The 25,166-nt window shown below is 61.1% G+C and carries 22 protein-coding genes; 17 read left to right on the forward strand and 5 right to left on the reverse strand.

What is annotated here, in order from left to right; all coding sequences use genetic code 11:
• Positions 1-36: 36 nt before the first annotated feature.
• Positions 37-1,248 (forward strand): acyl-CoA dehydrogenase family protein, encoded by a 1,212-nt coding sequence (locus tag ACODTZ_RS16445; protein WP_489026821.1) that lies wholly within the window; start codon positions 37-39, stop codon positions 1,246-1,248.
• Between the two features lie 59 nt (positions 1,249-1,307).
• Here ACODTZ_RS16445 and ACODTZ_RS16450 read toward each other — a convergent pair whose 3' ends face one another.
• Together ACODTZ_RS16450 and ACODTZ_RS16455 are read right to left on the reverse strand one after the other, a co-directional pair.
• Positions 1,308-2,519, reverse strand: coding sequence for an SfnB family sulfur acquisition oxidoreductase (locus ACODTZ_RS16450; protein ID WP_489026822.1), 1,212 nt, complete (start codon positions 2,517-2,519; stop codon positions 1,308-1,310).
• Positions 2,520-2,692: 173 nt separating this feature from the next.
• Positions 2,693-3,724, reverse strand: coding sequence for a LacI family DNA-binding transcriptional regulator (locus tag ACODTZ_RS16455; RefSeq protein WP_489026823.1), 1,032 nt, complete (start codon positions 3,722-3,724; stop codon positions 2,693-2,695).
• 290 nt (positions 3,725-4,014) lie between these two features.
• Between ACODTZ_RS16455 and ACODTZ_RS16460 the strand changes: the two genes are divergently transcribed.
• The 10 genes from ACODTZ_RS16460 to purU all read left to right on the forward strand — a co-directional run bounded on the left by ACODTZ_RS16460 (position 4,015) and on the right by purU (position 13,337).
• Positions 4,015-5,037, forward strand: a complete 1,023-nt coding sequence (locus ACODTZ_RS16460; protein ID WP_489026824.1) for a sterol desaturase family protein — start codon at positions 4,015-4,017, stop codon at positions 5,035-5,037.
• 107 nt (positions 5,038-5,144) lie between these two features.
• Entirely contained in the window at positions 5,145-6,113 is a 969-nt protein-coding gene (locus ACODTZ_RS16465; protein WP_489027020.1) for a substrate-binding domain-containing protein, read from the forward strand.
• 114 nt (positions 6,114-6,227) lie between these two features.
• Positions 6,228-7,250, forward strand: a complete 1,023-nt coding sequence (locus tag ACODTZ_RS16470) for an ABC transporter permease (RefSeq protein ID WP_489027021.1) — start codon at positions 6,228-6,230, stop codon at positions 7,248-7,250.
• A gap of 8 nt (positions 7,251-7,258) precedes the next feature.
• Positions 7,259-8,083 carry an ATP-binding cassette domain-containing protein gene (locus tag ACODTZ_RS16475; RefSeq protein WP_489026825.1) on the forward strand — a complete coding sequence of 275 codons (825 nt, stop codon included), beginning with the start codon at positions 7,259-7,261 and terminating at the stop codon, positions 8,081-8,083.
• A gap of 40 nt (positions 8,084-8,123) precedes the next feature.
• Complete coding sequence (locus tag ACODTZ_RS16480) at positions 8,124-8,435, forward strand: MocE family 2Fe-2S type ferredoxin (RefSeq protein WP_489026826.1); 312 nt, start codon at positions 8,124-8,126, stop codon at positions 8,433-8,435.
• A gap of 4 nt (positions 8,436-8,439) precedes the next feature.
• Positions 8,440-9,219 (forward strand): TIM barrel protein, encoded by a 780-nt coding sequence (locus ACODTZ_RS16485; RefSeq protein WP_489026827.1) that lies wholly within the window; start codon positions 8,440-8,442, stop codon positions 9,217-9,219.
• 4 nt (positions 9,220-9,223) lie between these two features.
• Positions 9,224-10,048 (forward strand): 3-methyl-2-oxobutanoate hydroxymethyltransferase, encoded by an 825-nt coding sequence (locus ACODTZ_RS16490; RefSeq protein ID WP_489026828.1) that lies wholly within the window; start codon positions 9,224-9,226, stop codon positions 10,046-10,048.
• Positions 10,049-10,064: 16 nt separating this feature from the next.
• Entirely contained in the window at positions 10,065-11,066 is a 1,002-nt protein-coding gene (gene iolG / locus ACODTZ_RS16495; RefSeq protein ID WP_489026829.1) for an inositol 2-dehydrogenase, read from the forward strand.
• An 81-nt stretch (positions 11,067-11,147) separates the two neighbouring features.
• Complete coding sequence (locus ACODTZ_RS16500; protein WP_489026830.1) at positions 11,148-12,374, forward strand: NAD(P)/FAD-dependent oxidoreductase; 1,227 nt, start codon at positions 11,148-11,150, stop codon at positions 12,372-12,374.
• A gap of 78 nt (positions 12,375-12,452) precedes the next feature.
• Positions 12,453-13,337, forward strand: coding sequence for a formyltetrahydrofolate deformylase (gene purU / locus ACODTZ_RS16505; RefSeq protein ID WP_489026831.1), 885 nt, complete (start codon positions 12,453-12,455; stop codon positions 13,335-13,337).
• Between the two features lie 164 nt (positions 13,338-13,501).
• Here purU and pqqA read toward each other — a convergent pair whose 3' ends face one another.
• Together pqqA and ACODTZ_RS16515 are read right to left on the reverse strand one after the other, a co-directional pair.
• Positions 13,502-13,597 carry a pyrroloquinoline quinone precursor peptide PqqA gene (pqqA, locus tag ACODTZ_RS16510; protein ID WP_047510835.1) on the reverse strand — a complete coding sequence of 32 codons (96 nt, stop codon included), beginning with the start codon at positions 13,595-13,597 and terminating at the stop codon, positions 13,502-13,504.
• Positions 13,598-13,765: 168 nt separating this feature from the next.
• Entirely contained in the window at positions 13,766-16,297 is a 2,532-nt protein-coding gene (locus ACODTZ_RS16515; protein WP_489026832.1) for a membrane-bound PQQ-dependent dehydrogenase, glucose/quinate/shikimate family, read from the reverse strand.
• A gap of 93 nt (positions 16,298-16,390) precedes the next feature.
• Here ACODTZ_RS16515 and ACODTZ_RS16520 point away from each other — a divergent pair, with 93 nt between their 5' ends.
• Complete coding sequence (locus ACODTZ_RS16520) at positions 16,391-17,269, forward strand: LysR substrate-binding domain-containing protein (protein WP_489026833.1); 879 nt, start codon at positions 16,391-16,393, stop codon at positions 17,267-17,269.
• 101 nt (positions 17,270-17,370) lie between these two features.
• Here the strand turns inward: ACODTZ_RS16520 and ACODTZ_RS16525 are convergent, their stop codons facing one another.
• Positions 17,371-18,546, reverse strand: a complete 1,176-nt coding sequence (locus ACODTZ_RS16525; RefSeq protein ID WP_489026834.1) for an ROK family protein — start codon at positions 18,544-18,546, stop codon at positions 17,371-17,373.
• Between the two features lie 172 nt (positions 18,547-18,718).
• On the opposite strand from ACODTZ_RS16525, the gene ACODTZ_RS16530 reads away from it, so the two are divergent.
• From ACODTZ_RS16530 to ACODTZ_RS16550, 5 genes are all read left to right on the forward strand, one after another.
• Entirely contained in the window at positions 18,719-19,993 is a 1,275-nt protein-coding gene (locus ACODTZ_RS16530; protein WP_209234116.1) for an ABC transporter substrate-binding protein, read from the forward strand.
• Between the two features lie 69 nt (positions 19,994-20,062).
• A complete protein-coding gene (locus ACODTZ_RS16535; protein ID WP_209234115.1) occupies positions 20,063-20,947 on the forward strand; it encodes a carbohydrate ABC transporter permease in 885 nt (294 codons plus the stop codon).
• The gene (locus tag ACODTZ_RS16540) at positions 20,947-21,798 is read left to right on the forward strand and encodes a carbohydrate ABC transporter permease (RefSeq protein WP_047510824.1); all 852 of its coding nucleotides are present in this window, start codon (positions 20,947-20,949) and stop codon (positions 21,796-21,798) included. The genes ACODTZ_RS16535 and ACODTZ_RS16540 overlap by 1 nt, the downstream gene beginning before the upstream one ends.
• Positions 21,799-21,850: 52 nt before the next feature.
• Positions 21,851-22,996, forward strand: a complete 1,146-nt coding sequence (locus ACODTZ_RS16545) for an ABC transporter ATP-binding protein (protein WP_489026835.1) — start codon at positions 21,851-21,853, stop codon at positions 22,994-22,996.
• A 19-nt stretch (positions 22,997-23,015) separates the two neighbouring features.
• A complete protein-coding gene (locus ACODTZ_RS16550) occupies positions 23,016-25,154 on the forward strand; it encodes a beta-galactosidase (RefSeq protein WP_489026836.1) in 2,139 nt (712 codons plus the stop codon).
• Positions 25,155-25,166: the final 12 nt, after the last annotated feature.

Below are 25,166 nucleotides of genomic sequence, written 5' to 3' on the forward strand. Positions count from 1 at the left end.
CCTGCCGGACTGCTCTATTTTCAATGGGAGTTTTCGATGAGCCAATCCAATGTCATTCATGTCGCGGCACGAGGCGCGACAAGGGCCGAGCTTTTCGCGCGGGCGGAGGAGATTTCAGCTGACCTCGCAAGCCGAGGCGCCGAACTCGACCGTGACGGCCGCCCGCCGCTCAGTGAGATCGTCAAGCTCAAGAATGCCGGGCTGCTCAACGCGCTGCATGCTTCGGCGATCGGCGGAGGCGGCCTCGACTGGGTCGATGGCTTGAAGCTCGTTCGCATCCTGGCCCGTGGAGAAAGCTCGATCGGGCAGCTGCTCGGCTATCACTTCGTCAATAGCCAGTACATCTACTGGGCGATCGAGGACGCGGCTCGTGCCAATGCGCTTGGCACCGAAACGGTCGCCAAGGGCCTTTACTGGGGTGCCGCCGTCAATCCTCGCGATCCGGGCCTCACACTGACGAGGCGTGGCAACGGCTATGTGCTGAACGGCCGCAAGTCCTTCTCCACCGCGGCGCGGATCTCCGATTATATCAACGCCAATGCCACGCTGGACGGAAAGATCGCGAGTTTCGCGGTTCCCACCGATCGGCCGGGCTATATCGCCAACGACGACTGGGACAACATCGGCCAGCGTCTCTCCGACAGCGGCAGCGTCGAGTTCCGGGACTTCCCCGTTTATGAGGAGGATTTGATTGGCGCACCAGCGGACGAGGGAGCAGCACCCCCGGTGCTGGCGAGCTTCAACACACCGCTGATCCAGCTTGTTTTCGTGAACTTCTACCTCGGCACCACCGAAGGCGCTCTTGCGCAGGCGGTCGACTATGTCAGGACGACCACGCGCCCCTGGGTCACGTCGGGTGTCGCCCGCGCGCAGGACGATCCCTACATCCTCGAGCGTGTCGGAGAGTTTACGGCGTCGGTGAAGGCCGCCGCTGCCTTGGCGGATCAGGCGGCCGGTGCGGTTCAGGCTGCGCTGTATCGAGGTGTTGACGTCACGGCGCGCGAGCGCGGGGAAGCGGCCGCTGAAGCCTATGCCGCCAAGGTGCACGCCACGAATGTGTCGCTCGACATCACTTCCCGTGTCTTCGAGCTGACAGGTGCCCGTTCGACGGCGCAATCCTATCGTTTCGACCGCTACTGGAGAAACGTTCGAACGCACACGCTGCACGATCCCGTCTTCTACAAGGCCAAGGAAGTCGGCGAGTTCGTTCTCAACGACAAGATCCCCGAAGTCAGCCTCTATAGTTAAACAGTGGTCCTCCCGACCCTAGATAGCCCCGTCGCATGCGGCGGGGCTATTTTCGTCTCTCAGAGGGCACCGCTTCTCGGCGGTACTGCGCCGTTGAGATGATAGTTGCCAACCACATGGTATTTCCAGCGCACCGGATCGTGCAGCGTGTGCGTCCGTGCATTACGCCAGTGGCGGTCGAGGTTGAGGCCTGTGCTCGTGGAGGCCGTACCGGCAAGTTCGAAGAGGGCGCTGGAGGCGTCGAGGGCGATTTCCGATGTCAGCACTTTCGCTGCCGCCACGGCGAGCGTTGCCGCAACGACGTTTTCCTCGGTGGTGTCGATCTGGGGGATGTCCACCTTGTTTCCGGCTCGTTCGACCAGCGCGGACGCCGCTTCCAATCTGATCGCAATTTCGCCGGCCTTGGCGATGGTCAGCGGGTCCTCGGATGCCCGCTCAACGCCACTGTTGGTCCACGGCCGCGATCGGGTCTTCACGAACTCGACCATTTCTTTAAAAGCCGCGCGGGCAATGCCGAGGTCGATCCCCGCATGGATGATCTGCCCCACCGAGCCAATCGTCGTCGGTCGCTCGAAACCTTTGTGATGGTGTACGACGGCATCGGCCGGGACGTAGACATTGTCCAGAATGGTCGTGCCGCTGCCGGTCGTGCGTTGCCCGAAGCCATCCCAGTCATCAAGGATCTCTACGCCATCGCTCCCTTTCTGGACGAAAGACATGGTCAATCGATCGTTCTCGTCCAATGCGAAAACCGTGATCCAGTCGGCAAATATGACGCCGGTCGAATAGAACTTGCGGCCATTGATGCGATAGCCGAGCCCATCACGGACAATTCGGGTGTTGTAGTGCCCGACGGTCTTGGTGCCGCGTTCGGAAAGTGCGTTGCCGAACCGGTCGCCGGCCAGCGCGCGTGCGAAGAAGAAGCGCTTCTGTTCTTCCGTGCCATCCGTTCTAAGCGCTTCGAGAATGTAGAAATGGTTCTGTGGGATCTGGCCGATCGATGCATCTGCCTCGGCAAGAATGGCGGTCACCTCGGCAAGCACGCTGTTGGAAACATCGATCCCGCCATATTCGTGAGGAACCGTAATCGCCAGAAGACCTGCCCGCGATAAGGCATCCAGCTCGTGATGAGGAAGCAAGCGCTCCTGGTCGCGCAACGACGCTTCAATTTTGAAGCGGTCTGCCAACACGCGAGCCGCCGAAATCGCTTCTTCCTCATTTGTCAGGCGTGCTGACCGTTGTTCAATTCGATCTATCTGATGTCGTGCCATGCCGTTTCCTTCGCTCCGGATTGAAGCAATAGGGGTGCAAGAAGTCTCGTCAGAATAAAAGACGATAAAATCTATATATTATATTGCAGTGAGAATGTCTTTGCGCTTCACCTGGCGAACGCATTGCGGCATGAACGTCTTGCGCAATGACGACTGGAGCGCGCTGCGAAATCTCACACGTTCTCTCGCGTATAGAGGTTGAAGGGGACGATTTTCGTATAACTGGCATTCGCTTCCTTTGAAGCGACCGCGCTGATCATCCCGGTGATCGCCTCGCCGGCGAGCTGCGCGAGCGGATGCGAGATCGATAGGGTCAGCGCGCCGTCGAGCAGGGCCGACCGCACATTGTCCATCAGTTCGTATCCCACCACCACAAGCGTGCCGGCACGCCCTGTCGTGCGCAGCGCGGCGAGCACGCCGCTAATCCCGCCGCCGGCCACATAGAGCCCCGCAAGATCCGGATGGTCGCTCAATACCCTCTCCGTCATCTCCTCGGCGACCGCGGAGGATTCGAATGTCGATAACGGTTCAAGCAGCGTGAAGTCCCTGGCATGCTCGCGAAAATAGGATCGGAAGCCGGTCTCGTTCATTTCCTGGTTCCGAAAGCGCGGATTGCCCACGAGGAGCGCGATTTTTCCCGGAGACTTGCAGATGTGGTGAAAAGCCCAGGCGGCGGTCCTTCCTACCTTCCAGTGATCAAGGCCGATGTAGTGGATTTGGCCGGTGGCGGCGAGCTGAGAGATCAGCGCGAAGACGGGAATGCCGCGCGCCTGGATTTCCTCCATCGCCTTGGTAACAACGGGATGCACGGCAGTCGTCACGCACACTGCGTCGCATTCGTTTGCGAGGGCCAAGGCGCGCTCCGCCGTGTTCTGGGGAGACAAATCCTCCAGATGTTCGATCCGGAGTTCGATATCGAAAGCCTCTTGTGCCTGCGCTGCCTCCGTAAGCGCGCGTGCCACCAGCTGATAAAACGGGCGGTGTGGTTGAAGAAGGATGACCCCGAAGCGATATCGCGGCCGCGCAGCGTTGTTGCGCGCCGCAATCGCTCCCAGCCCGTAAAAGCCGATCGCTTCAGCCGCCTCGCGCACCTTCTCGCGCGTCTTCGCGCTGACGCTTTCTGCGCCCGACAATACCCGGTTGGTCGTCGCCACGGAGACGCCGGCCTTTTCGGCGACGTCGCGGATTGTCGGTCTCTTCATCATGGCTCCGTGATACGAAATGTATCATTGTTCGAGTTTTCTGAGATGAATGATACGAACGTATCTTGCGAAAGAAATGCGCCTTGATTTGGCGGGCGTCAAGTTGGCATTGTACCGGTCAGAGGAAGGCGGGTGAGCGCGGTAGCGATCGCTTGGCTCGGGAGGAAATGGTCTCGACATCGTTGGTTTGATCGCTTTGGGCACGTGCCCGAAGACGGTGGAACTTTGCCCCGATGTCGGGCGGCCTCCCGCCATGAAGAACATTGGACAAGCGGCGTCCGGGAGGTATGAGGATGGATGATCTCAAATATGGAAAGCGCAACAAGCGCGGAGACTGGGCGCCGAACGGGCGCATCGAGATAGCGCCGTTCTGGTCGTGGCCACCGAAAATTCCATCCATCCTGAAGTGGCTGCCGGAATATATCTGGCCGTGGAATGCCTTCCACATGGCGACGGCTCTTCTCTACTGGTTTTACGTCGTGCCCGACGTGGAAGTGATGAAGACGCTGAGCTGGGGCTGGGCGCTTTGGCTCTACGCGGTCAATGCCACCGCCATCTTCGTCTTCTACGGCTCCGTGGAATTCTTCTTCTACGTCAAGCGCAGGCAAGGCAACCGGTTCAAGTACAACGCCAAATTCCCCGGCGAGCAGCCGTCAGATGTGTTCTGGTTCAAAAGCCAGAACATCGACAATTTCCTGCGTTCGTTCTTCCTGTCGATCCCGCTCTGGACAGTCGTCGAAGTGGCCTTTCTCTGGGTCTTTGCCAATGGCTGGGTGCCGTGGCTCACCTGGGCGAACAATCCCTACTATCTGGCGTTTCTCGTCGTCGCCGCGCCGATGATCCATGAAGTGCACTTCTTCATCATCCACCGGCTGATCCACTGGGGACCGCTCTATCGCTGGGTTCATTCGGTGCACCACAACTCGGTGAACCCGTCGCCTTGGTCGTCGCTGTCGATGCATCCGGTCGAAGGCTTTCTCTACCACGCCGTCGCCCTGTGGCACCTCGTGATCCCGTCGAACCCGATCATTGCGCTGTTTCAGCTTCACATTGCCGGCTTCGGCGCGGTCAACGGGCATATCGGCTTCGACAAGCTTGAAGTCACCGAGGATACGCCGCTCGATACGCATGCCTATGCCCATTACCTGCACCACAAGTATTTCGAGGTGAACTACGGCGGCGACGGTCTGATCCCGCTCGATAAGTGGTTTGGCACCTGGCACGACGGCACCAAGGAGGGCGACGTGCAGATGGAGGCGCGCTTCGAGAAGAAGAAGGCGCGTGTGAATGCCAAGGCGGCTCGCGCGAACTCTTGAGCAGACAACGACCCAAGGTACCCGCGAGGAGGCGGGTGCTTGAAGGGGAAGCATCACATCTTTGAACCCGCCATCCGGCGGAAACTGGGGGAGGAAACCCGATGACAATGCTGACCACCATCACCAAGGCCCTTGCGGCTACGGTTGCTATCTGTCTCACCGCAGGCGTGGCGCTGGCCGCCAATGTCGCCGTGGTCGGTGGCAAGACGGACGATGCCTTCTGGACCAAGATCAAGAAAGGCGTCGATGACAGCCGCTTCGTCATCGAGGCCAATGGCGGCAAGGTGACTTATCTTCAGCTGCAGACCTACGACAATCTCGGCCCCGACGCTGCCGGTCTGGTGCGCACCGCGATCAGCCAGGGCGTGACCGGGCTGGTCGTCCCGAACTGGGTTCCGGAGGCCGAGGACGAGGCGATCAAGGCCGCGACCAGCGCCGGCATCAAGGTCATCCTCATGAATGCCGGCTCGCTCGAAAAAGCGAAGGAGCTCGGGGCAATCAACTATGTCGGCTCGGATGAATATATCGCTGGCGTTGCGGGCGGCGACTACTTCGGCAAGGGTGGTCAGAAGAATGTGCTCTGCGTCAACACTCTGCCGGGCAGCGCTAACCAGGAAGCCCGCTGCAAAGGCGTGATCGACGGCATCACCAAGGCGGGCGGCACCGGCAAGCAATTGCCGCTCCCGGCGACGAGCTTTGGCGATCCGACCGCCATTGCCGAGGCCGTCAAGGCGACGCTGACGCAGGACGGCACGATTGACGGCGTGATCACCATCGGCGCCGGTGATGCGGATGCGGCCGCAAGCGGCATTCAGCAGGCCGGCAAGGTCGAGAGCGTCAAGCTCGGCTCCTTCGACTTCAACGAGGCAGCGCTCGACCGCATCAAGAACAAGGCGCAGTTCTTCGCCATCGACCAGCAGCCCTACCTGCAGTCGCTCCTCTCCGTCACGCTGCTTGCTTCTCACATCGATTTCGGCACGGACCTTCCGGTGAAGCCCGTTCTGACCGGACCGGGTATCGTCGATGCCTCCAACATCGAATCGACGCTGCAGGGCGTATCGAAGGGCGCCCGCTAAGAACGCGCGCTCGCCGGCCGCTCCCTGCACCTCCCAGGGAGCGGCCTTACGACAACCCGCAAGCCGGGAAGGGGAACCATCATGAGTTTGAAAACCGCAAGCCAGCCAATCGCCATGGCGCAGACACCGAAAGTAACGTCCGTCACCAGCTTCTCCGTTGGCGGCCTGTTCCGCAGGCCCGAAGCCGGGGCCTTTCTCGGCCTCGTCGGCGTCTTCGCCTTTTTCCTCGTCTTCGGAAGCATGGACTTCCTGAAGCCGGCGGGGGCCGCGAGTTGGCTGAACGTCGCTGCCAATCTCGGCATCGTCGCATTTCCGATCGGACTGCTGATGATTGCCGGCGAACTCGATATCTCCATCGGCTCGATGATTCCGGCCGGCTCCATGACCGTCGCGATCATCTCGGGCTATTACGGAATGCCCATCTGGCTAGGGATCGCGGCCTCACTGGGCCTCGGAGTGCTGGTCGGCCTGATCAACGGCTACCTCGTCATCCGCACCAATGTGCCGTCGCTGATCGTCACGCTTGGAACGCTCTTTGCGGTCGCGGGCTTCGTGCTCGGTCTATCCGTCCTACTGACCGGCACCACCAGCGTCGCGCTCAAGGCGCCGGAACTGGCTAAGTTCTTCTTTGGCCAGTTCGTCGGGAACACGTTCCAGGTGATCATCTTCTGGTGGCTGGCACTGACGGCGATTTATGTGTTCTTCATTCATTTGTCCCCATTCGGCAACTGGATCTTCGCCATGGGTGGAGACAGGATCAGCGCCCGCAACGCCGGCATTCCCACCACCAAACTCACGGTCGCGCTCTTCGTGCTCTCCTCGACCAGTGCCGCCTTCGTCGGCATGTGTCAGGCAATCCTGTTCAACTCCGCCCAGGTCTCCGCCGGCATGTCCTTCATCTTCAACTCGATCATCTCGGTGGTCGTGGGCGGCGTGCTTCTGACAGGCGGGTTTGGTTCCATCATCGGCATCTTCTTCGGCACGATCACCTTTGCGGTCGTCAACCAGGGCATCTACTTCACGTCCTTCGACCGTAACTGGTCGAGCCTGATCATCGGCGTGATGCTGCTGCTTGCGGTGCTGATGAACAACACCTTCCGCAGCATGGCGCTGTCCTACGCGCCAAAGAAGAAGTGAGGTTGGTCATGTCCACACCCATCCTGACGCTTAGAAATATCTGCAAGTCCTTTGGCCCGATCGATGTCCTCAACGACATCTCGCTGGATATCTGTCCCGGCGAAGTGCTCTGTCTGCTCGGTGACAACGGCGCCGGCAAATCGACACTCATCAAGACGCTCTCCGGCGTCTATCGCCCGAACTCGGGCACGATGGAAATGGACGGCAAGCCCATCGAGTTCAACGGCCCACGCGATGCGAGCAGCCGCGGCATAGCGACGGTTCACCAATTCGGCGGCACGTTTCCGCTGATGTCGATCGGCCGCAGCTTCTTCGTCGGCGTCGAACCGACCAAGGGGTGGGGGCCGTTCAAGATCTTCGACCGTAAGAAGGCCAATGAGATCGCCGTCAAGGCGATCAGGGATTTCGGCATCACCCGTATCGATGACGGCGACCGGCTGGTGGGTGGGCTGTCGGGAGGGGAGCGGCAGTCGCTCGCGATCGCCCGCGCTGTCCACTTCGGTGCCAAGGTGCTCATCCTGGACGAGCCGACGGCGGCGCTCGGGGTGAAGCAGGCGACCCATGTGCTCAGGATCGTCAACGAGGCGAAACGCCGGGGCCTGGCGGTTGTCTTCATCACCCATCAGGTCATGCATGCCATGGCCGTGGGCGATCATTTCGCGGTGCTGATCCGCGGCGCGATCGCGGCGGATTTCCGCAAGGGCGAGAAGACCCGCGAGGAAATCACCGACCTGATGGCGGGTGGCGAGACCATGGCGGAGCTCGAGGCCCAGATCGACGGCTACCGCACCACGCATGATGGCCACGCGCAGCTTTCCAGCGCGGCCGGCTGATGTCGACTATTCATGAACTGAAATACCGAAGGATGAGATGATGGGGACTTGGACCCGCGCCTGCGCAACCGACGATGTCGAACTCGAAGAGCAGATCCGTTTCGATCAGGGAGGACGCACCTTTCTGGTGAACCGCAGCCCCGAGGACGAGTTCTTCTGCATCGACGGCATCTGCACGCACGAGCATGTACATCTTGCCGAGGGGCTGGTGATGGACGGCACCATCGAGTGCCCGAAGCACAGCGCGCATTTCGATTACAAGACCGGCGAGGCCAAGCGCGCGCCTGCCTGCATCAATCTGAAGACTTGGCCGGTGAAGGTCGAGAATGGCGACGTTTTTATAGAGATCTGATCACATGACACAGTTTGCTTTAGCGGCTTGCGCCGAAATGATCTGGCGGGACCGCCCCATCGAATGGCGCGCCTCCCGTCTCAAGGATATGGGCTTCGGCGTCGGCCTTTGGAACTGGCCGGACCATGATCTTGCCAAACTCGAGGCGACAGGCGCCTCCTTCACCATCATGAACGGCTACCTCACGGGGCGGCTGACGGATGACGAAGGAGCCGACGAGCTTCTACGCAGTGCACGCGAAACGGCTAAGGTCGGAAAGCGGCTCGGTGTCCAGCGTCTCAACCTCCACGGAACAGGGCTCGGAGAGGGCGGTCTGCCGGTCGAGCCGATAGAGGTGGTTACCGGCGCCATGTGGCTGAAGGCGAGTGACACGCTGCGTCGTATCGCCGACATGGCCGAGGAGGAGAACGTGACCTTCACGCTCGAGAACCTCAACCTGCCGGTCGATCATCCGGGTGTCCCCTTCGCTCGCGCCGAGGATACGCTGGCGCTCGTCTCCAGCATCGACCATCCGCGCCTGCGGCTCAATCTCGACCTCTATCACGCGCAGATCGGCGAGGGGAACCTTATCGAACTCTGCCGCAAATCCTTGCCCTGGATAGGCGAAATCCAGGTCGCAGATGTGCCTGGTCGCTGCGAGCCGGGAACGGGCGAAGTGAACTGGCACGGTATCGCCAAGGCGCTGAAGGCCATGGGTTACACCGGTCCGGTCGGCATGGAGGCCTTTGCTTCCGGTGACCCGGAAGCCGCACTCACAGCTTTCCGCAACGCTTTCATGGTGTAGTCCAATGGTTCACAAGAATACCCGACCGACTGTCGCCGACATACGCGCCATGAAGGCGCGGGGCGAGAAGATTTCCATGCTCTATGTGACAACGCCGGAGGAGGCCGCGGCTGCCGATGCGGCGGGCATCCATATGTTGTCGATCGAGGGCCGCTTCTTCTCGCCGGAGATGCGCGAGGCTGCAGGCCGTTGCTTCGTCCAGGTCGGTCTTCCCTATGGTGGCTGGGGCAAATTCGAGGGGCGGCCGCTGGCGACCGCCGAAGACTATCTGCGCGCCGCCTACCACTTCTCCGCCATGGGTGGGGATTGCTTCTATTGCACCGCCTCGCTCGATATCCAGAAGGTGCTCTGCGACAATCACGTTCCCATTGTCGCGCATGTCGGGCTCATCCCGTCCTACATTACCTGGACCGGCTTTCGCGCCGTTGGCAAAACGGCGCGGGAGGCTGTCGACGTCTTTCGTCACGTCAAGCAATTGGAGGCGATCGGCTGCTTCGGCGCGGAACTGGAAGTGGTACCGGATCGCGTTGGCGAGCTGATTTCCAATAACACCTCGATGATCATGCTCGGCATGGGCGCCGGGCCAGGCGCGGATGCGCAGTATCTGTTCGCCGAGGACGTGCTTGGCCATACAGACGGCCATCGTCCGCGTCATGCCAAGACCTATCGCAACTTCGCCGCCGAATTTGAGCGGCTGCAAAGGGAACGCGTCGCCGCATTCCGCGAGTTCATCGCGGATGTGAATAGCGGCGCCTACCCGCAGCCCCAGCACAATGTCGCGATTGGCGACAACGAGTTCAACGCCTTCAAGACCGAACTCGGTCTCTAACGAAAAGGAATATCCGATGCTTAAAGTTGGCCTTCTCGGCGCCGGCCGTATTGCTGGCGTCCACGCCACCGCTATCTCCGGCCATCCCGGCAGCACGCTCGCCGCTGTTTCCGATATCAATATGTCCGCTGCGGAAAAGATAGCGGCGCAGTATGGTGCCGAAGTGCGCAGCACGGATGCTATTTTGGGTGACGGCACGATCGATGCGGTCCTGATCGCCACCTCCACCGACACTCACTCCGACCTCATCGAGCGAGCAACGGCGGCCGGCAAGGCAGTGCTGTGCGAAAAGCCTGTCGATCTAAGCCTTGAGCGTGCGCGGGCTTGCCAGAAGGTCGTCGCAAAGGCGGGCCGCCCGGTGATGATCGGCTTCAACCGCCGCTTTGACCCGAATTTCGCCGCGCTGAAGAAGGCCGTCGATGCCGGCGAGATCGGCAAGCCCGAACTGCTGTCGATCACCTCCTTTGATCCGGCGCCGCCGCCGGTCGCCTATATCAAGGTTTCGGGCGGTCTTTTCCGGGACATGATGATCCACGACTTCGACATGGCGAATTTTATCATGGGTGCGGCGCCCGCAACCGTGACGGCGGTCGGTTCGTCGATCGTCGATCCCGAGATCGGGAGCGCCGGCGATGTCGATACCGCCGTCGTAACCTTGACCTATGCCGACGGTCGCATCGCCGTCATCAAGAACAGCCGACGCGCGGTCTATGGTTATGATCAGCGGTTGGAACTGTTGGGCTCAGAGGGGCTGCTGCAGGCGCAGAACATGCTCGAGAACACCGTGGTGAAATCAACAACGCAGGGCGTGACCGGCGCCAAGCCCACCTATTTCTTCCTTGAGCGTTACATGCCTGCCTATGCGGCCGAGTGGGCAGCCTTCGTGGATGCGGTCAACGGCGGCAAGTCTTTGCCGGTGACGCTTGATGATGGCGTTGCCGCGCTCGCCATGGCGGAAGCAGCCACGCTGTCGGTAAAAACGGGTGCTCCGGTCCTGCTTGAAAGCATGATTGGCTGACCTCGACCGGAGGCTCCAGCTGCGCCGCGTCTCGCTCGCCGGGCCGCTTGATCCGATCGTCCAACATCAAGGGCCTCTTAAATGACTTCCATCGTTATCATCGGTGCGGGAGAATGCGGTGGCCGCGCCGCGCTCAGCCTGCGCGATCGCGGCTTCGACGGAGCGATTACGCTTGTCGGAGCCGAGGATCATCCGCCCTATGAGCGGCCGCCTCTGTCCAAGGACGGCATCGTCGCCGGTGCCGCCCCGCGCTTCATCGCAAATCTTGGCGATTATGCCGATAAGCGCATCGCGCTGCGGCTTGGCGCATCCGCGACACGTCTCGATCGCGTGAACAGGGCGGTGGAACTCGATAATGGCGAGTGTTTGCCTTATACGAAGCTGCTTTTGGCAACGGGTGCCCGCGCGCGAGGCCTGCCGGGCGATCAGGCTGAATGCCCGCGCGTCCTGTCGCTGCGCACACACGCCGATGCTCTCCACATCCGGGAGCACCTGACGCACGACAGTCGGCTCGCTATCCTGGGCGGTGGCTTCATCGGTTTGGAGCTGGCGGCAAGCGCTCGACGTGTTGGGGCCCATGTTGTCTTGCTGGAAGGTCTGCCACGTATCCTGTCTCGCGGCGTGCCCGCCGAGATCGCCGCCGCAGTGGCGGCGCGACATGAGGCCGAAGGTATCGATATCGTCTGCAATGCTCGTGTCGAGACTTTACGCGCCTCGGACGAGGAGGTTCGTTTGACGTTGTCGGATGGCCGCGTCATCGAGGCGGATATGCTCGTGGTCGGCATCGGCTCGCTCCCGAATGTCGAACTAGCGGCGGAAGCAGGCCTTGCCATCGACAACGGCATCGCCGTTGATCGGCATTTGCAGACGAGCGAGCCGGATATATGGGCGGCCGGGGATTGCTGTTCGTTCCCACTTGCTCATTACGGTGGCCGGCGCGTTCGTCTGGAATCATGGCGCAGCGCCCAGGAACATGCCCTGATCGCCGCCGCCAATCTTGTTGGCGCAAGCGAAACGATTGCCGCCGTGCCATGGTTTTGGTCCGATCAGTTCGACCTCACGCTCCAGGTCGCTGGCCTTTCCACGGGCAGCACCCGATCCGTTCGGCGTGACCTCGGCAACGGCGCCTTCATCGTCTTCGAAATGGATGATGCCGGCCTGTTGCTCTCAGCCAGCGGCATAGGTCCCGGCAATGCTGTTGCCCGCGACATCCGGCTTGCCGAAATGCTCATCGCGTCAGGCAGGTCCGTCGACCCCGCGGCGCTTGCATCACCTGACATCAGGCTCAAGGCGCTGCTCGCCGCATGAGCTTGCCTTAATGCATCACTTGGCTTGGCCTGAACGGCCACGCCACTTCTTTGACATCCCTGTCCACGAGAGCCACCAATGAAAAGTCACGTCCTGACCGTTTCCTGTCAATCGAGCCGCGGCATCGTCGCAGCCATCACCGGCTATCTGGCCGAAAAGGGCTGCTACATCTCCGACTCCTCACAGTTCGACGACCAGGAGACCGATCTGTTCTTCATGCGCCTGACCTTCCTGTCACAGGAAGACGTTTCGGAAGAGGAGATCAGATCAGGCTTTGGTCCGGTCGCCAAAGCTTTTGCGATGACATACCGGTTCAATGACAGCGACGAGCGCATGAAGGTGCTGCTCATGGTCTCGCGCTTTGGGCATTGCCTCAACGATCTGCTCTACCGCTGGAAGATCGGCGCCTTGCCGATCGACATCGTTGGTGTCGTGTCCAATCATTTCGATTATCAGAAGGTGATCGTCAACCACGACATCCCGTTCCACCACATCAAGGTGACCAGGGAAAACAAGCCTGAGGCTGAAGCGAGGCTGATGGAGATTGTCACCTCCTCCGGCGCGGAGCTGATCGTGCTTGCCCGCTACATGCAGGTACTTTCCGACGCGGTCTGCAAGAAGATGTCCGGCCGCATCATCAACATCCACCACTCGTTCCTGCCCAGCTTCAAGGGAGCCAATCCCTACAAGCAGGCCTTCGAGCGTGGTGTGAAGCTTATCGGCGCGACGGCACACTATGTCACGGAAGATCTGGACGAAGGTCCGATCATCGAGCAGGACGTGGCCCGGATCACACATGCGCAATCCGCCGACGACTATGTCTCGATCGGCCGGGACGTGGAGAGCCAGGTGCTCGCCCGCGCGGTGCATGCCCATATCCACCACCGCGTCTTCATGAACGGCAACAAGACCATCGTCTTCCCGCCGAGCCCCGGTTCTTACAAGTCCGAGCGCATGGGCTGATCGACGGCTGCCATGTTGTCGATGGGAAACATGGTCGCGGCTTCCGTGAAAGATATCGTCCAAAAGCCGGATAGTGGCGAGCTGCCGGCGGAGGCGTCGATGCACGTCATCGAAACGCGCAACGCCGTCGCCGGCAGACTTAGCAAGATCGCATGTCCAATTGCTTAGAACAGGATTGGCTCACCGCCATCAGCCGGGGCGTAGCGATTGATTTCCATTCCGCAGCTGACTTCGATGAACTTTGGTGCAGACCATTTCATGGTGGTATTCCTTTCGTGTTTGATTTCAGGCGCCGCCGATCCTGCGAGCGGTGGTCACAATGCGACGGCAAGACGCTCTGTCTTGCCGCAGCGGCTCATGCACATGCATTCATTGCACAGGCACATCTACCCGCCCCACGTTGATCGAGCGGGCGGAGGTTTTCGAGGTTACTTCGGCAGGGCGAATGCGATCGTTTCGTCGCCATAGGACGTGCCGAGTGCGCCATGGCCACCAGCGGTGATGACGACATACTGCCGGCCATCCTCGCCCACGTAGCTCATCGGGTTCGCCTGTCCGCCGGCGGGCAGGCTGTAGCGCCAGACTTCCTTGCCTGTGTGGGCATCGAATGCGCGCACGTAGTTGTCCGTAGTTGCGCCGATGAACACCAGGCCGCCCGCGGTTGCCAGCGAACCGCCAAGGTTCGGCGTGCCTGTGGGCAGCGGCAGGTTCTGCGTCAGACCGAAGGCGTTGTTCTTACGAGCATTGCCGAGCGTTTTGCGCCAAAGCACCCTCTGCGTCTTCAGGTCGATCGCCACCATCTGACCCCATGGCGGTGGGACGCAAGGCACCATGAAGGGGCTGAGCCATGCGCGCAGGGTCGCCAGGTAGGGCGTGTTTTCCTGCAGGCGCACATCGAGCTTCTGCGCATTCTCGCCGCCGCTGCTCTTCTGCTTCAGCAGTTCCTTGCCATAAGGCGTGTTGCGGTCGACCAGCTGGAAATAGAAGGGCATGTTCATCGTGTTGACGTACATGACCTTGTTCACCGGATCGACCGAGGCGCCGCCCCAGTCCGTCACGCCGTCGAAGGCCGGGTTGCCGATCGAACGGGTCGGGCCGATCGGCGTGAAGATGCCTTCGCTGCGCGCGCGGGCAAAATCGATGCGGCATGCGAGCTGATCGATCGGCGTCGCGCCCCACATGTCCTGCTCGGTCAATTTTTCCGGGACCAGCGAGGGCATGCCAACCGGAACCGGCTGGGTGGGTGAGACGGGAACGTTGGGTGCTGCGCCGTTCTGCGCAAAGGGCATTTCCTTGGTCTCGACCAAGGGCTCGCCTGTCGCGCGGTTGAACATGAAGACCTCGCCCATCTTGGTGGTCTGGATCAGGGCCGGCGTGCCGTCGGGCATGTCGAAGAGCGACGGGCCGACCGGCACGTCAAAGTCCCACATGTCGTTGTGCACGAGCTGATAGTGCCAGCGCAGCTTGCCGGTCGTCACATCAAGCGCGACAAGCGAGGTGCCGAACTTGTTGTCGAACGGACGGCGGAAGGCGGTGTAGTAGTCGGGGGCGGCGTTGCCGGTACCCAGATACACCATGTTCAGCTTGGCATCACCGGTGATGGTGCCCCAGACATTCGGTGTGCCCTTGGTGTAGAGTTCACCCTCCGGCAGGCGGCCGGGCAGGGCGTCTTCCGAGCGGCCGACGTCCCAGGCCCAGACTTGATGTCCGTCGAGCGGATCGAAGGCGCGTACGACGCCCGAGGGCTCGTCCGTGGACATGTTGTCGATCACGCGGCTACCGACCACAAGGCGGTCATTCATGACCAGCGGGGTGGAGGTTGAGACCTGCCAGCCACCGCCCCAGGACTTGCCATTGTCGTCCTTGCCGGTCTGGTCCTTGAGGTCGATGAAGCCGCCGTTGCCGAAGCCTTGGCAAATCTGGCCGTTTTCGGCATCAAGCGCATACATGCGTCCGTCCATGGTCGGCGCGAAGACGCGGGTCTTGCAGGTATCGGCCTGAGGGGCTTCGTAATAGCTGACGCCCCGGCACACGATGTACGGGTTGGTGCGCGGCAGCTTGGGATCGAAGGTCCATTTCACCTTACCGGTCGTGGCGTCGGTGGCAATGACCCAGGAATGCGGTGTGCAGCTGTAGAGCGTGTTGCCGACCTTGATAGGCGTCGATTCCGAGTGATATTCACGGCCTTTGCGATGCACTTCGATGTCGTCAGGCAGGTCGCCCGAATGCGAGCTCCAGGCCACCTGCAACTTGCCTACGTTATCAGGCGTGATCTGAGCCAGGTCGGCAAAGCGGCTCTGGCCGGCGTCATTGCCGTAATGCTGCCAGTCGGTCGGGGGCATCGGTGCAGCCTGGGCTGTCATCTGCGTGGTCTCGCCCGAAGCGGGGCCATATGCGGCGTAGAGGATCGCGCCCACCAGGAGCACGGCAACGACACCCGTCGCTGCCTGGAAGCCACGCCAGAAACGCGGGCTTGCGGCTTTCACGCCACGGCCAAGGCCCGGCAACAGGAAGGCGGCAAGCAGAACGCTTGGCGCAAAGAGGCGTACCTCGAGCTTCCACGGGTCGAGCCCGGATTCGACGAAGCTCCAAACCAGCGTCAGGGCCCAGGCCACGAAATAGATGACAAAGCCGGAATTGCGACCGCGCGCCACTTGGACGCCGCTGGCGACCATCAGGAGACCGACGATGAGATAATAGAAGGTGCCGCCTAAGGTCACCAACCAGCCGCCATTCGCGGCAAAGTACAAGCCCAGGAGCGATAACACCGCTCCGAATATGATCTGCGCGATCTTCGCGCCTCTATTAGATAACAAGATTGCCTCACAGAAAGACGATGCCTTGCGGCAAAGGTCGGCGTGATTGGAAGGCCCGCGCAAATTGACGCGGGTCAAAGTGACGCCGCGTTTTGCGCCGTTGACATTGTCTGGACAAGCAATGATGGCCGCAGGTGAAAACATATCCGGCCGGGTGAAATTTTCTCATTTCGCTTTCGCAAGGTGACAAAATGTCATAGCCCTGCCGCGACTGCGAAACGGACGGATCGACAACTGATGAAGCGGATTCCAATCGGCGGGCTGCCGGCTTTCGAGGCTGCGGCGCGGCATCTCTCATTCAAGCTCGCCGCCAAGGATCTGAACCTCTCGCCCAGCGCCGTCAGCCATGCGATTACCAAGCTGGAGCGGGAGATCGGCACGCTTCTCTTTGACCGCAGCCATGGCGAGCTGCGACTGACCGCCGATGGGCTGATGTTCCAGCGACCCGTCGTCGAGGCCATGGCGTTGCTGCGCGGCGCGATGGAGACGCTATCCGCCCGTCAGTCGCTGGTGCTGCGCCTGCATTCATCCCCCAGCTTCGCGGCGCAGTGGCTGGCGCCGCGCCTCAACAGGTTTCTGATCGACAATCCGGGTTTCGAGGTGACGATCTCGGCGGACACGAAGCCCGTGCACTTCGCCCAGGACCAGTTCGACGTCGATATCGTCTATGGTCTGAACGATCACCACGAGGGGCTGGTCACCCATTCGCTTGGCCCGGTGGAGGTCCAGCCGATGTGCACGCCTGAAATGGCGCTGCAGCTTCAGACGGTCGAGGATTTGCATCGTGTGCCGTTGATCCGCAGCATGATCAAGAATGTCAGCTGGTCGGACTGGTTTCACGCCAACGGATCCACGATGCCGCGACAGCCCGCGCTTCGCTTCGATCGTAGCTTCATGGCGATCGCGGCAGCGGCTGATGGCATGGGCGTATGCCTCGAGGCCGTCAAGCTCGCCGAGCGCGAACTGTCGAGCGGCCGCCTCGTGCAGCCGTTCGCCGGCCGGGCGGTGGCGCTGACCGAGGCCAACCACTTCCTGGTCTATCCCCAGCGCAACGAGGCAAGGCCCGTGGTACGCGCATTTCGCGACTGGCTGCTGGCTGCGGTGAGTGAGGCTTAGCGCTCGGCAGCTTTAGTCGCCGGAAGCTGGTATTCATTCGCCGAGTTCTGTGCAGCGTGGCTGCGTTGCAGCCCTATCCATCTCAATTCGTTACGAGAGCCTCAGTGTCTGCCGGTCACCCCTCCGGACAGTTCAAAATCGAACATGCGTTGAGTGACGAGGGCTGCAGCACCCCGCGCCCAGGAATTGTCCTTCCAATCCAGTAGAAGGGGAGGCGGTGCTCGGAAAGCACCGTCGGCGAGCGCTTTTCGAAGGGGACGCAGAAAATGCTCCCCCAGCGAGACGGCCTCTCCACCAGCAACAACCACCTCCGGATCCGTGACGTTTGTGATATTGGCCAATGTAGTTCCGATGCACCGGCCAGCTTCCTCGACCAGGCCCACGACCACCGGGTCTTCCGCGGCGAGCGCGCTGCGCAACTCCGTCGGCCCTTTGTCGCGCCCTCCAGTCGCCTCGCGCCAACGCTGCACGACCGCCGCTTCGGAGTGGTAGGCCATAAGGCATCCGCGCTTGCCGCATTCGCATGGTCTGCCATTCGGCTCGAAAAGAGTATGACCCATCTTGCCGGCCGCACCATTGGCCCCGCGGTACAGCTTGCCTTCAATGATCTGCGCGCAGGCGATGCCGACACCGACCGCCAGCACCGCCATATTCCTGTGTTGACGACCCAGACCGAACAATTGTTGCGCAATTGCGTAGGCATTGGTGTCGTCCTCGAGCCAGACCGGTACGCTGACGCGCTCCGCAAGCATCTGGGCGAGCGGCACGTCGTTCCAGTCGAAACGATTGCTTCGGACGCACGACGTCTGATCATTGCTGATGACCCCAGGCATCGAGATGCCAATACCGGCAAGCGTCGCCTCAGGACGCTGGGCAAGCGCGACAAGCCTGGGCACGGCTCTGGCCAGGACATCCGCGATAGCGTCGGGCGCATGGTCTCCGAGCCCCAGTCGCATGGTCGCGATCGGGTTCGTTGCGAGATCCGTCGCCACACACTCCACGGCCCCAAGCATCAATTTAAACCCGATCGCGATGCCGTGGTCATAGTCGATCTGGACAGGAATTGGCCGGCGGCCGGTCATGCCCGAAATCGCCTCGCCCTCCTTGACGATGCCTTCCTCGACAAGATCGGCGACCACGAAGGTCACAGCAGCCGGGCTGAGGCCCGACAAGGTCGCCAATTCGGCGCGGCTTCTCGGCCCCTCCTGCCGCAAAAGATTGAGGATCAGGCGGCGATTGAGGGCTCTGGTCGTTGTCGGGTCGCCCTTGAGCTTCACGATGCGAGTTCCTTAATTTTGTAAATTAACTATTGCGACGCTGGATGATCTATGCATAAATTTGCCCCGTCGATCAACTCGGAATGATGTGGTCGGCACGTTGAATACCCGGTGTCTCGTTGTGGAGGACGGCCGCCGGGGCGTGTTGATCAGTTCAACTGGGAGGAATTCAATGGCATTTTCCAAGCATTTTTCATCGACCACGCGCCGAACCTTTCTGAAGGGAACAGGACTGGCATCCGTGGCTGCGATGGCAGGCAGCTTCCCGATCCCAGCAATTGCGCAGGCTCAGGAAGTCAATGTGATTTCCGCTGAAAGCAACGGCAAGGCGCTCGAAGCGCTGAAGAAGATCGCCGAGGATTTCGGCAAGCAGGCAGGCACCAAGGTCGTGGTCAACAATATGGACCACGAGGCCCACAAGACCGCGATCCGCAATTATCTGACGGCCGGCGCCCCCGACGTCTGCTTCTGGTTTTCCGGCAACCGCATGCGCGCCTTCGTCAAGCGCGGCCTCTTCGACGACATCTCTGATCTCTTCGAGAAGGAAAAGTACAAGGATGTGCTCGGTGCGAGCGCCGGTGCCGTTACCGTCGACAACAAGCAATACGGCCTGCCGACCGGCGGCACACTCTGGGGCATGTTCTATCGCAAGGACGTGTTCGAACAGAATGGTCTGACGATGCCGACCTCGGCCGAGGAGTTCTCGGCCTATTGCGACAAGGCGAAGGCTGCCGGCCTGACGCCTGTTGCAATGGGGACGAAGGAACTTTGGCCCGCCGCCGGCTGGTTCGATCAGATGAACCTTCGCATCAACGGTCTCGACAAGCACATGGCCTTGATGGACGGCCAGATGAGCTATCTCGATCCGGCGCTGACCCCTGTCTTCGATCAGTGGGAAGCCATGATCAAGAACGAGGTGTTCACGCAGAACCACACCTCGTTCGGCTGGCAGGAGGCCGCGGCCTTGCTCGCCCAGAAGAAGGCCGGGATGATGAACCTCGGCGCCTTCCTGCGGGCAGCCTTCACCGAGGCCGATTTGCCTCAGCTCACCTTCGCGCCGTTCCCGACGCTGGATGCCAACGTCCCTCGCTTCGAGGAGTTCTCGCTCAATTCGGTGCACATACCGACGAATGGCAAAAACAAGCAGGGCGCGCGCGAGTTCCTGGCTTATTTCTACAAGCCGGAAAACCTTGCCACCTATCTGGAGCCCGGCGGCAACGTGCCGCCGCGCAACGACCTGCCGCCAAGCAAGGATCCGCTGGTCAACGCGGCAGTGGAATCCTTGAAGCAGGTCAAGGGAACCTCGCAATATTACGACCGCGACAGCGATCCTGATATGGCGCAGGCTGGTCTCGTCGGCTTCCAGGAATTCATGGCCAAGCCCGATCGTCGCCAGGCGATCCTGCAGCGCCTCGAAGGCACCCGCAAGCGTATCTACAAGATCTAGTTCTCCTCCCGACGACCAGGGGGCGGAGTTGCGGTTCCGCTCCCTCACTTCCTCCAGAGGTTCTGAACAATGTTGATGTTATGGCGCCGCCAGCGATGGTGGCTCACCCCCACTTTGCTGATCGCTCCCGCGATTATTCTGTTTTTCACGGTCATTCTTCTGTCGGCCGTCCGCAGTCTGTGGATCAGCCTGCACGACTGGGACGGAATGGGGCCGATGACCTGGATTGGCTTCGGCAACTATCTGGAGCTCTACAACGATCCGCAGTTCTATACGTCGCTGAAGAACAATCTGATCTGGCTCGTCATGTTCATGGCAGCACCGCCGCTCGGGCTCGCCATCGCGCTGCTCGTCAATCAGAAGATCCGCGGCATGCGCTTCCTGAAGTCGCTGTTCTTCATCCCGCTGGTGCTCGCATCCGTCACCGTCGGTGTGGTCTTCACCTGGGTCTACACACCGGAGTTCGGACTTCTGGCGTTGATATTCAAGGCATTCGGAGCCGTCGCGCCCGCGGTGCTTTCGGATGAGCACTTCGTGACATTCGCGATCGTGATCGCGGCGCTCTGGCCTCAGGTCACCTTCTGCATGGTCCTCTACCTCGCCGGCCTCAATAATCTCAGCGAGGAGTTGATCGGGGCAGGACGTGTTGATGGCGCGCGGGGATGGAGCATGCTCTGGCACATCGTCCTTCCGCAGCTCACGCAGGTCTCCTTCATCGCGATTGCGGTCACCGTCGTCGGCGCGCTTCGCTCCTTCGACATGGTGTCGGTGATGACACGCGGCGGTCCGTTCGGTTCCTCGTCGGTGCTTGCCTACCAGATGTTCGAACAGTCGATCTTCTCGTACCGGTTCGGATATGGCGCAGCCATCGCATCGATCCTGTTCCTGATCATGGCGGCGTTCATCGTCTGGTACTTGTCGCGGATCATCCGCACCGAAGAGAGGGGTGGCTGATGTATCCTCGTCCTATTCCCGAGACCGCCGTCTGGCATCGCCGGTTCTATTTTCTTCTGGTGCTGGTCGTTCTGCTTCTCTGGCTCTGCCCACTCTTCGCGATCATATTGACCTCCTTCCGTTCGACGGCTGACGTCATGGGCGGGAACCTGTGGGGCTGGCCGACCGAGTTTGGCCTGATCGACAACTACAAGGCGGTCTTCACGCAGACGCCGATGGGCCAGTATTTCATCAACAGTCTGACGATCACCATCCCTTCGGTGATCGGTGTCTTGGTGTTGAGCACGCTGTCCGGCTACGTCCTCTCGCGATATCGCTTTCCAGGCAACATGCTGATCTTCGCGCTCTTCGTCGGCGGCAATTTCCTGCCGCACCAGATCATGATGATCCCGGTTCGCGACCTCATGGTCCGGCTTGATCTCATCGATACGACGACAGCGCTGATCATCTTCCATATCGCCTTCCAGACCGGCTTTGCCACGCTCTTCATGCGCAACTTCATCGCGGCTTTGCCCGATGAGCTGTTCCAGGCGGCGCGAGCCGAGGGAGCGACGCCATTCCAGACGTTGATCCACGTTGCCGTTCCGCTTGTTCGTCCAGCACTTGCCGCGCTCGCCATCCTTCTCTTCACCTTCATCTGGAACGACTATTTCTGGGCGGTGGTGCTGACGGTGAGCGATTCCGTCAAGCCGGTCACGGCTGGCCTTGCCAACCTGCGCGGCGAATGGGTGTCCGCATGGAACCTGATCTCGGCCGGCACGATCGTCGTCGCCGTCCCGCCCGTCGTGATGTTCTTCCTGATGCAACGCCACTTCATCGCCGGCCTGACGATGGGAGCGGTGAAGGGATGATCACGCGCAACCATCCGACTATCCGATTTTTCAAAGCAGAGAGCCAGGAAGCATGACCAGCCTCGAACTGCGACAGATTAACAAGAGCTATGGTGCCTATCACGCGCTGAGAGGGATCGATCTCTCGGTGGCCGAAGGCGAGTTCATCGTCATGGTCGGCCCGTCCGGCTGCGGCAAGTCCACGCTCCTGAAAACCATTGCCGGTCTCGAAGGGATCAGCTCCGGACAGATCCTCATCAACGGGCGTGATGTCAGTCGCGAGGAGCCTGGTGATCGCGGCATCGCCATGGTCTTCCAGTCCTACGCGCTTTACCCGCACATGACGGTTGCCGAAAACATGGGTTTCGGCTTGCGCATGGCGAAACGGCCGAAGGCGGAGATAGACGCGGCCGTTGCCCGCGCAGCCAGGATCCTGCGGATCACCGACCAGCTGGAGAAACGACCGAAGCAGCTCTCCGGCGGCCAGCGCCAGCGCGTAGCGATCGGCCGGGCAATCACCCGCTCGCCCGATGTCTTCCTGTTCGACGAACCGTTGTCGAACCTCGATGCGGCGCTGCGCACGCAGATGCGCGTCGAACTCTCCAGCCTGCATGCCGAGCTCGGCGCGACCATGGTCTACGTGACGCATGACCAGGTGGAGGCCATGACGATGGCAAGCCGCATCGTCGTTCTCAACCAGGGCAATATCGAGCAGGTCGGCTCGCCGCTCGAGCTTTACCGAAATCCCGACAATCTCTTCGTGGCCGGTTTCCTTGGGGCGCCGCGGATGAACTTCCTCTCGGTCACGGTCGATGATGTCTCGGGGCATGAGGTCCGCGTTTCGGCTCCTGGCCTCGCGCCGGTGACGGTCACGCTCGCCAATCCGACGGCGCTGCAACAGGGGGCCAGCCTGACGCTTGGCGTTCGCCCGGAAAACATCTCGGTGGTGCAGGACGGATCGTCGACCGGTGTCGTCAGCGGCACCATCCGTCTCGTCGAACATCTCGGCCGGGAGACCATCCTCTATGTCGACGCCGGCAATCTTCGCACCGTCGCCTCGGAAAGCGGCACCGGCAATATCACCGTCCAACTCAGCTATGTCGCGCCCTTCAAGGCCGACCAGCCGGTGACGCTGAAGCTCGACCCTTCCGAACTCTATCTCTTCGCATCGGATGGCGGACGCACGATCAGCGCCCGCAAGACAATCCTCGACAAGTAAAAGATTGGGATCGACGATCGTGTCTGAACAGAAATCCGCAAAAATCTCCGTCTGGAATCCGGTGAAGACCGATCGCTTCCTCGTAGGCGCGCCGCATTATCCCGAGCATGTCGACGAGAGCTACTGGGAGCGCGATGCCGAGCGCATGGCCAAGGCCGGCTTCAACGTCGTGCGCATGGCGGAATTCGCCTGGCACATTCTCGAGCCGGAACTCGACCGCTTCGATTTCGATCTCTTCGACCGGGCAATCGCGGTTCTTGCCAGGCACGGCATCGACACGATCATGTGCAGGCCGACGGCCACGCCGCCGCGATGGCTGACGGTGGCGCATCCCGAGATCCTGCGCGTCGATGGCAAGGGCAGGCCGATGAGCCACGGCTCGCGCCAGCATTGCGACACGGCAAGCCCCGTCTTTCGCGAGCATAGTCGGCGCATTACCAGGGCCATGGCCGAGCATTACCGCGACAATGAAAGCGTCATCGGCTGGCAGACGGACAACGAGCTCAATACGAGCATGCCGGAGAGTTTTTCAGACGCGACCCTTAGCGAATTCCAGCTTTATCTCGCCGACAGATACGGTGAGATCGGCAAGCTGAATCATGCTTGGGGCGGAGACTTCTGGGCAACGGCTTACCAGAGCTTCGACCAGATCGTGCTGCCCATCGATTTTGGACCGACCTTCCCGAGCCCCGGGCATCTGCAGGACTATCACCGTTTCCTGGCCTTCTCGACGGCGCGCTTCCAGCACGATCAGGTCGAGATCCTGCGCAGCGTCAACGCCCGCTGGTTCGTCTTTCACAATCTCGGCGGCCTGCGCGACATCGACTTTCGCGGCCAGTTCACCACCGATCTCGATTTCGTCGGCTACGATCTTTATCCGATGCTTTACGACGAGTTCCAACGCATCGGCAACCACGCCAAGGTGCAGGCGCTGCATCTCGATATCTGCCGCGGGTTCTCCGGCAACTACATCGTGCCGGAACAGCAATCCGGTTTCGGCAGCCAACCAGGCTTCTGCACTCTGACGCCGGAGCCGGGCGAGATGCGGCGCATGGCCATGTCGTCGGTGGCGCGTGGCGCCGACGGGCTGATGTTCTTCCGCTGGCGCCCGGCCCATTTCGGCGCCGAGATCTACTGGATGGGCATCATCGATCACGATGACATCGGTCGCCATCGCTACGAGGAGGCGAAACAATTCGCCACCGAGATGACGGCGCTTAAGGACACGATCCTCGGCACCTACGTGCGCATGGATGTCGGTATCGCCGGCTCCGATTTCGACAATCAGGAGGCGCACAAGACCTATTCGATCGGCCTTCCGAGCCCGCAGGACGATGCGGTGCTGCTGCATCAGTATTGCTATGACCGTGGCATTGCCTGCGGCTTCATTCATCCCGAGGACGATCTTTCGAGGCTGAAGCTTCTCTACGTGCCGCATTGGGTCATGTGGAAGGATGAATGGACCGAGCGGCTGCGGGCCTTTGCCGAGCAGGGTGGCACGGTGGTGATCGGCGCTCGCACGGGAACGCGCGATGAGAACAACCATGTCATCCGCGAGACGGCGCCCGGATCCTCGCTCTCGCGGCTGACCGGCGTGCGTGTTGAGGATTTCGGCCGGCTGACCGCGCCTGGCGCCAAAGGCTTGTTCGAGGTGATGGAACGCTCCGGCGGTCTCGTCGTGCCGCCAAACCGCCCGGCGGAATCGCATCGGCGTGAACGTCGTTTCAAGATCGGCAACCGCGAAATCACGGCCGGCCATTTCTACGAGAACCTTGCGATCGATGCCGATGTCGAGCCCATCGCCATCTGGTCCAACCGTTACGCCGAGGGAACGCCGATGGCGACATCCCGTGCGGTGGGCAAGGGCCGCGTGGTCTATCTCGGCACCTACCTCACGCCGGATCTGACGGAGGCGCTTTCCGAGCGGCTGTTCACCGATGCAGGCGTCGCGCCGCTGGTGGCGGATCTGCCTGAGGGGGTCGAGGTGGCGATGCGCATGAATGACGATCGCCGCCTGCTTTTCATCCAGAACTACCTGGACAAGCCCGCCCGGATCGAGCGCGTTCCTGTTGGCATCAATCTGCTCGACGCGAACACGCCGGTGAACGGCACGCTGACCCTCGACGGCTACGGCTGCGCCGTCGTTCGACTTTCTTGAAACGACCGGGCG

The sequence above is a fragment of the Rhizobium sp. FG113 genome, from assembly GCF_057809895.1.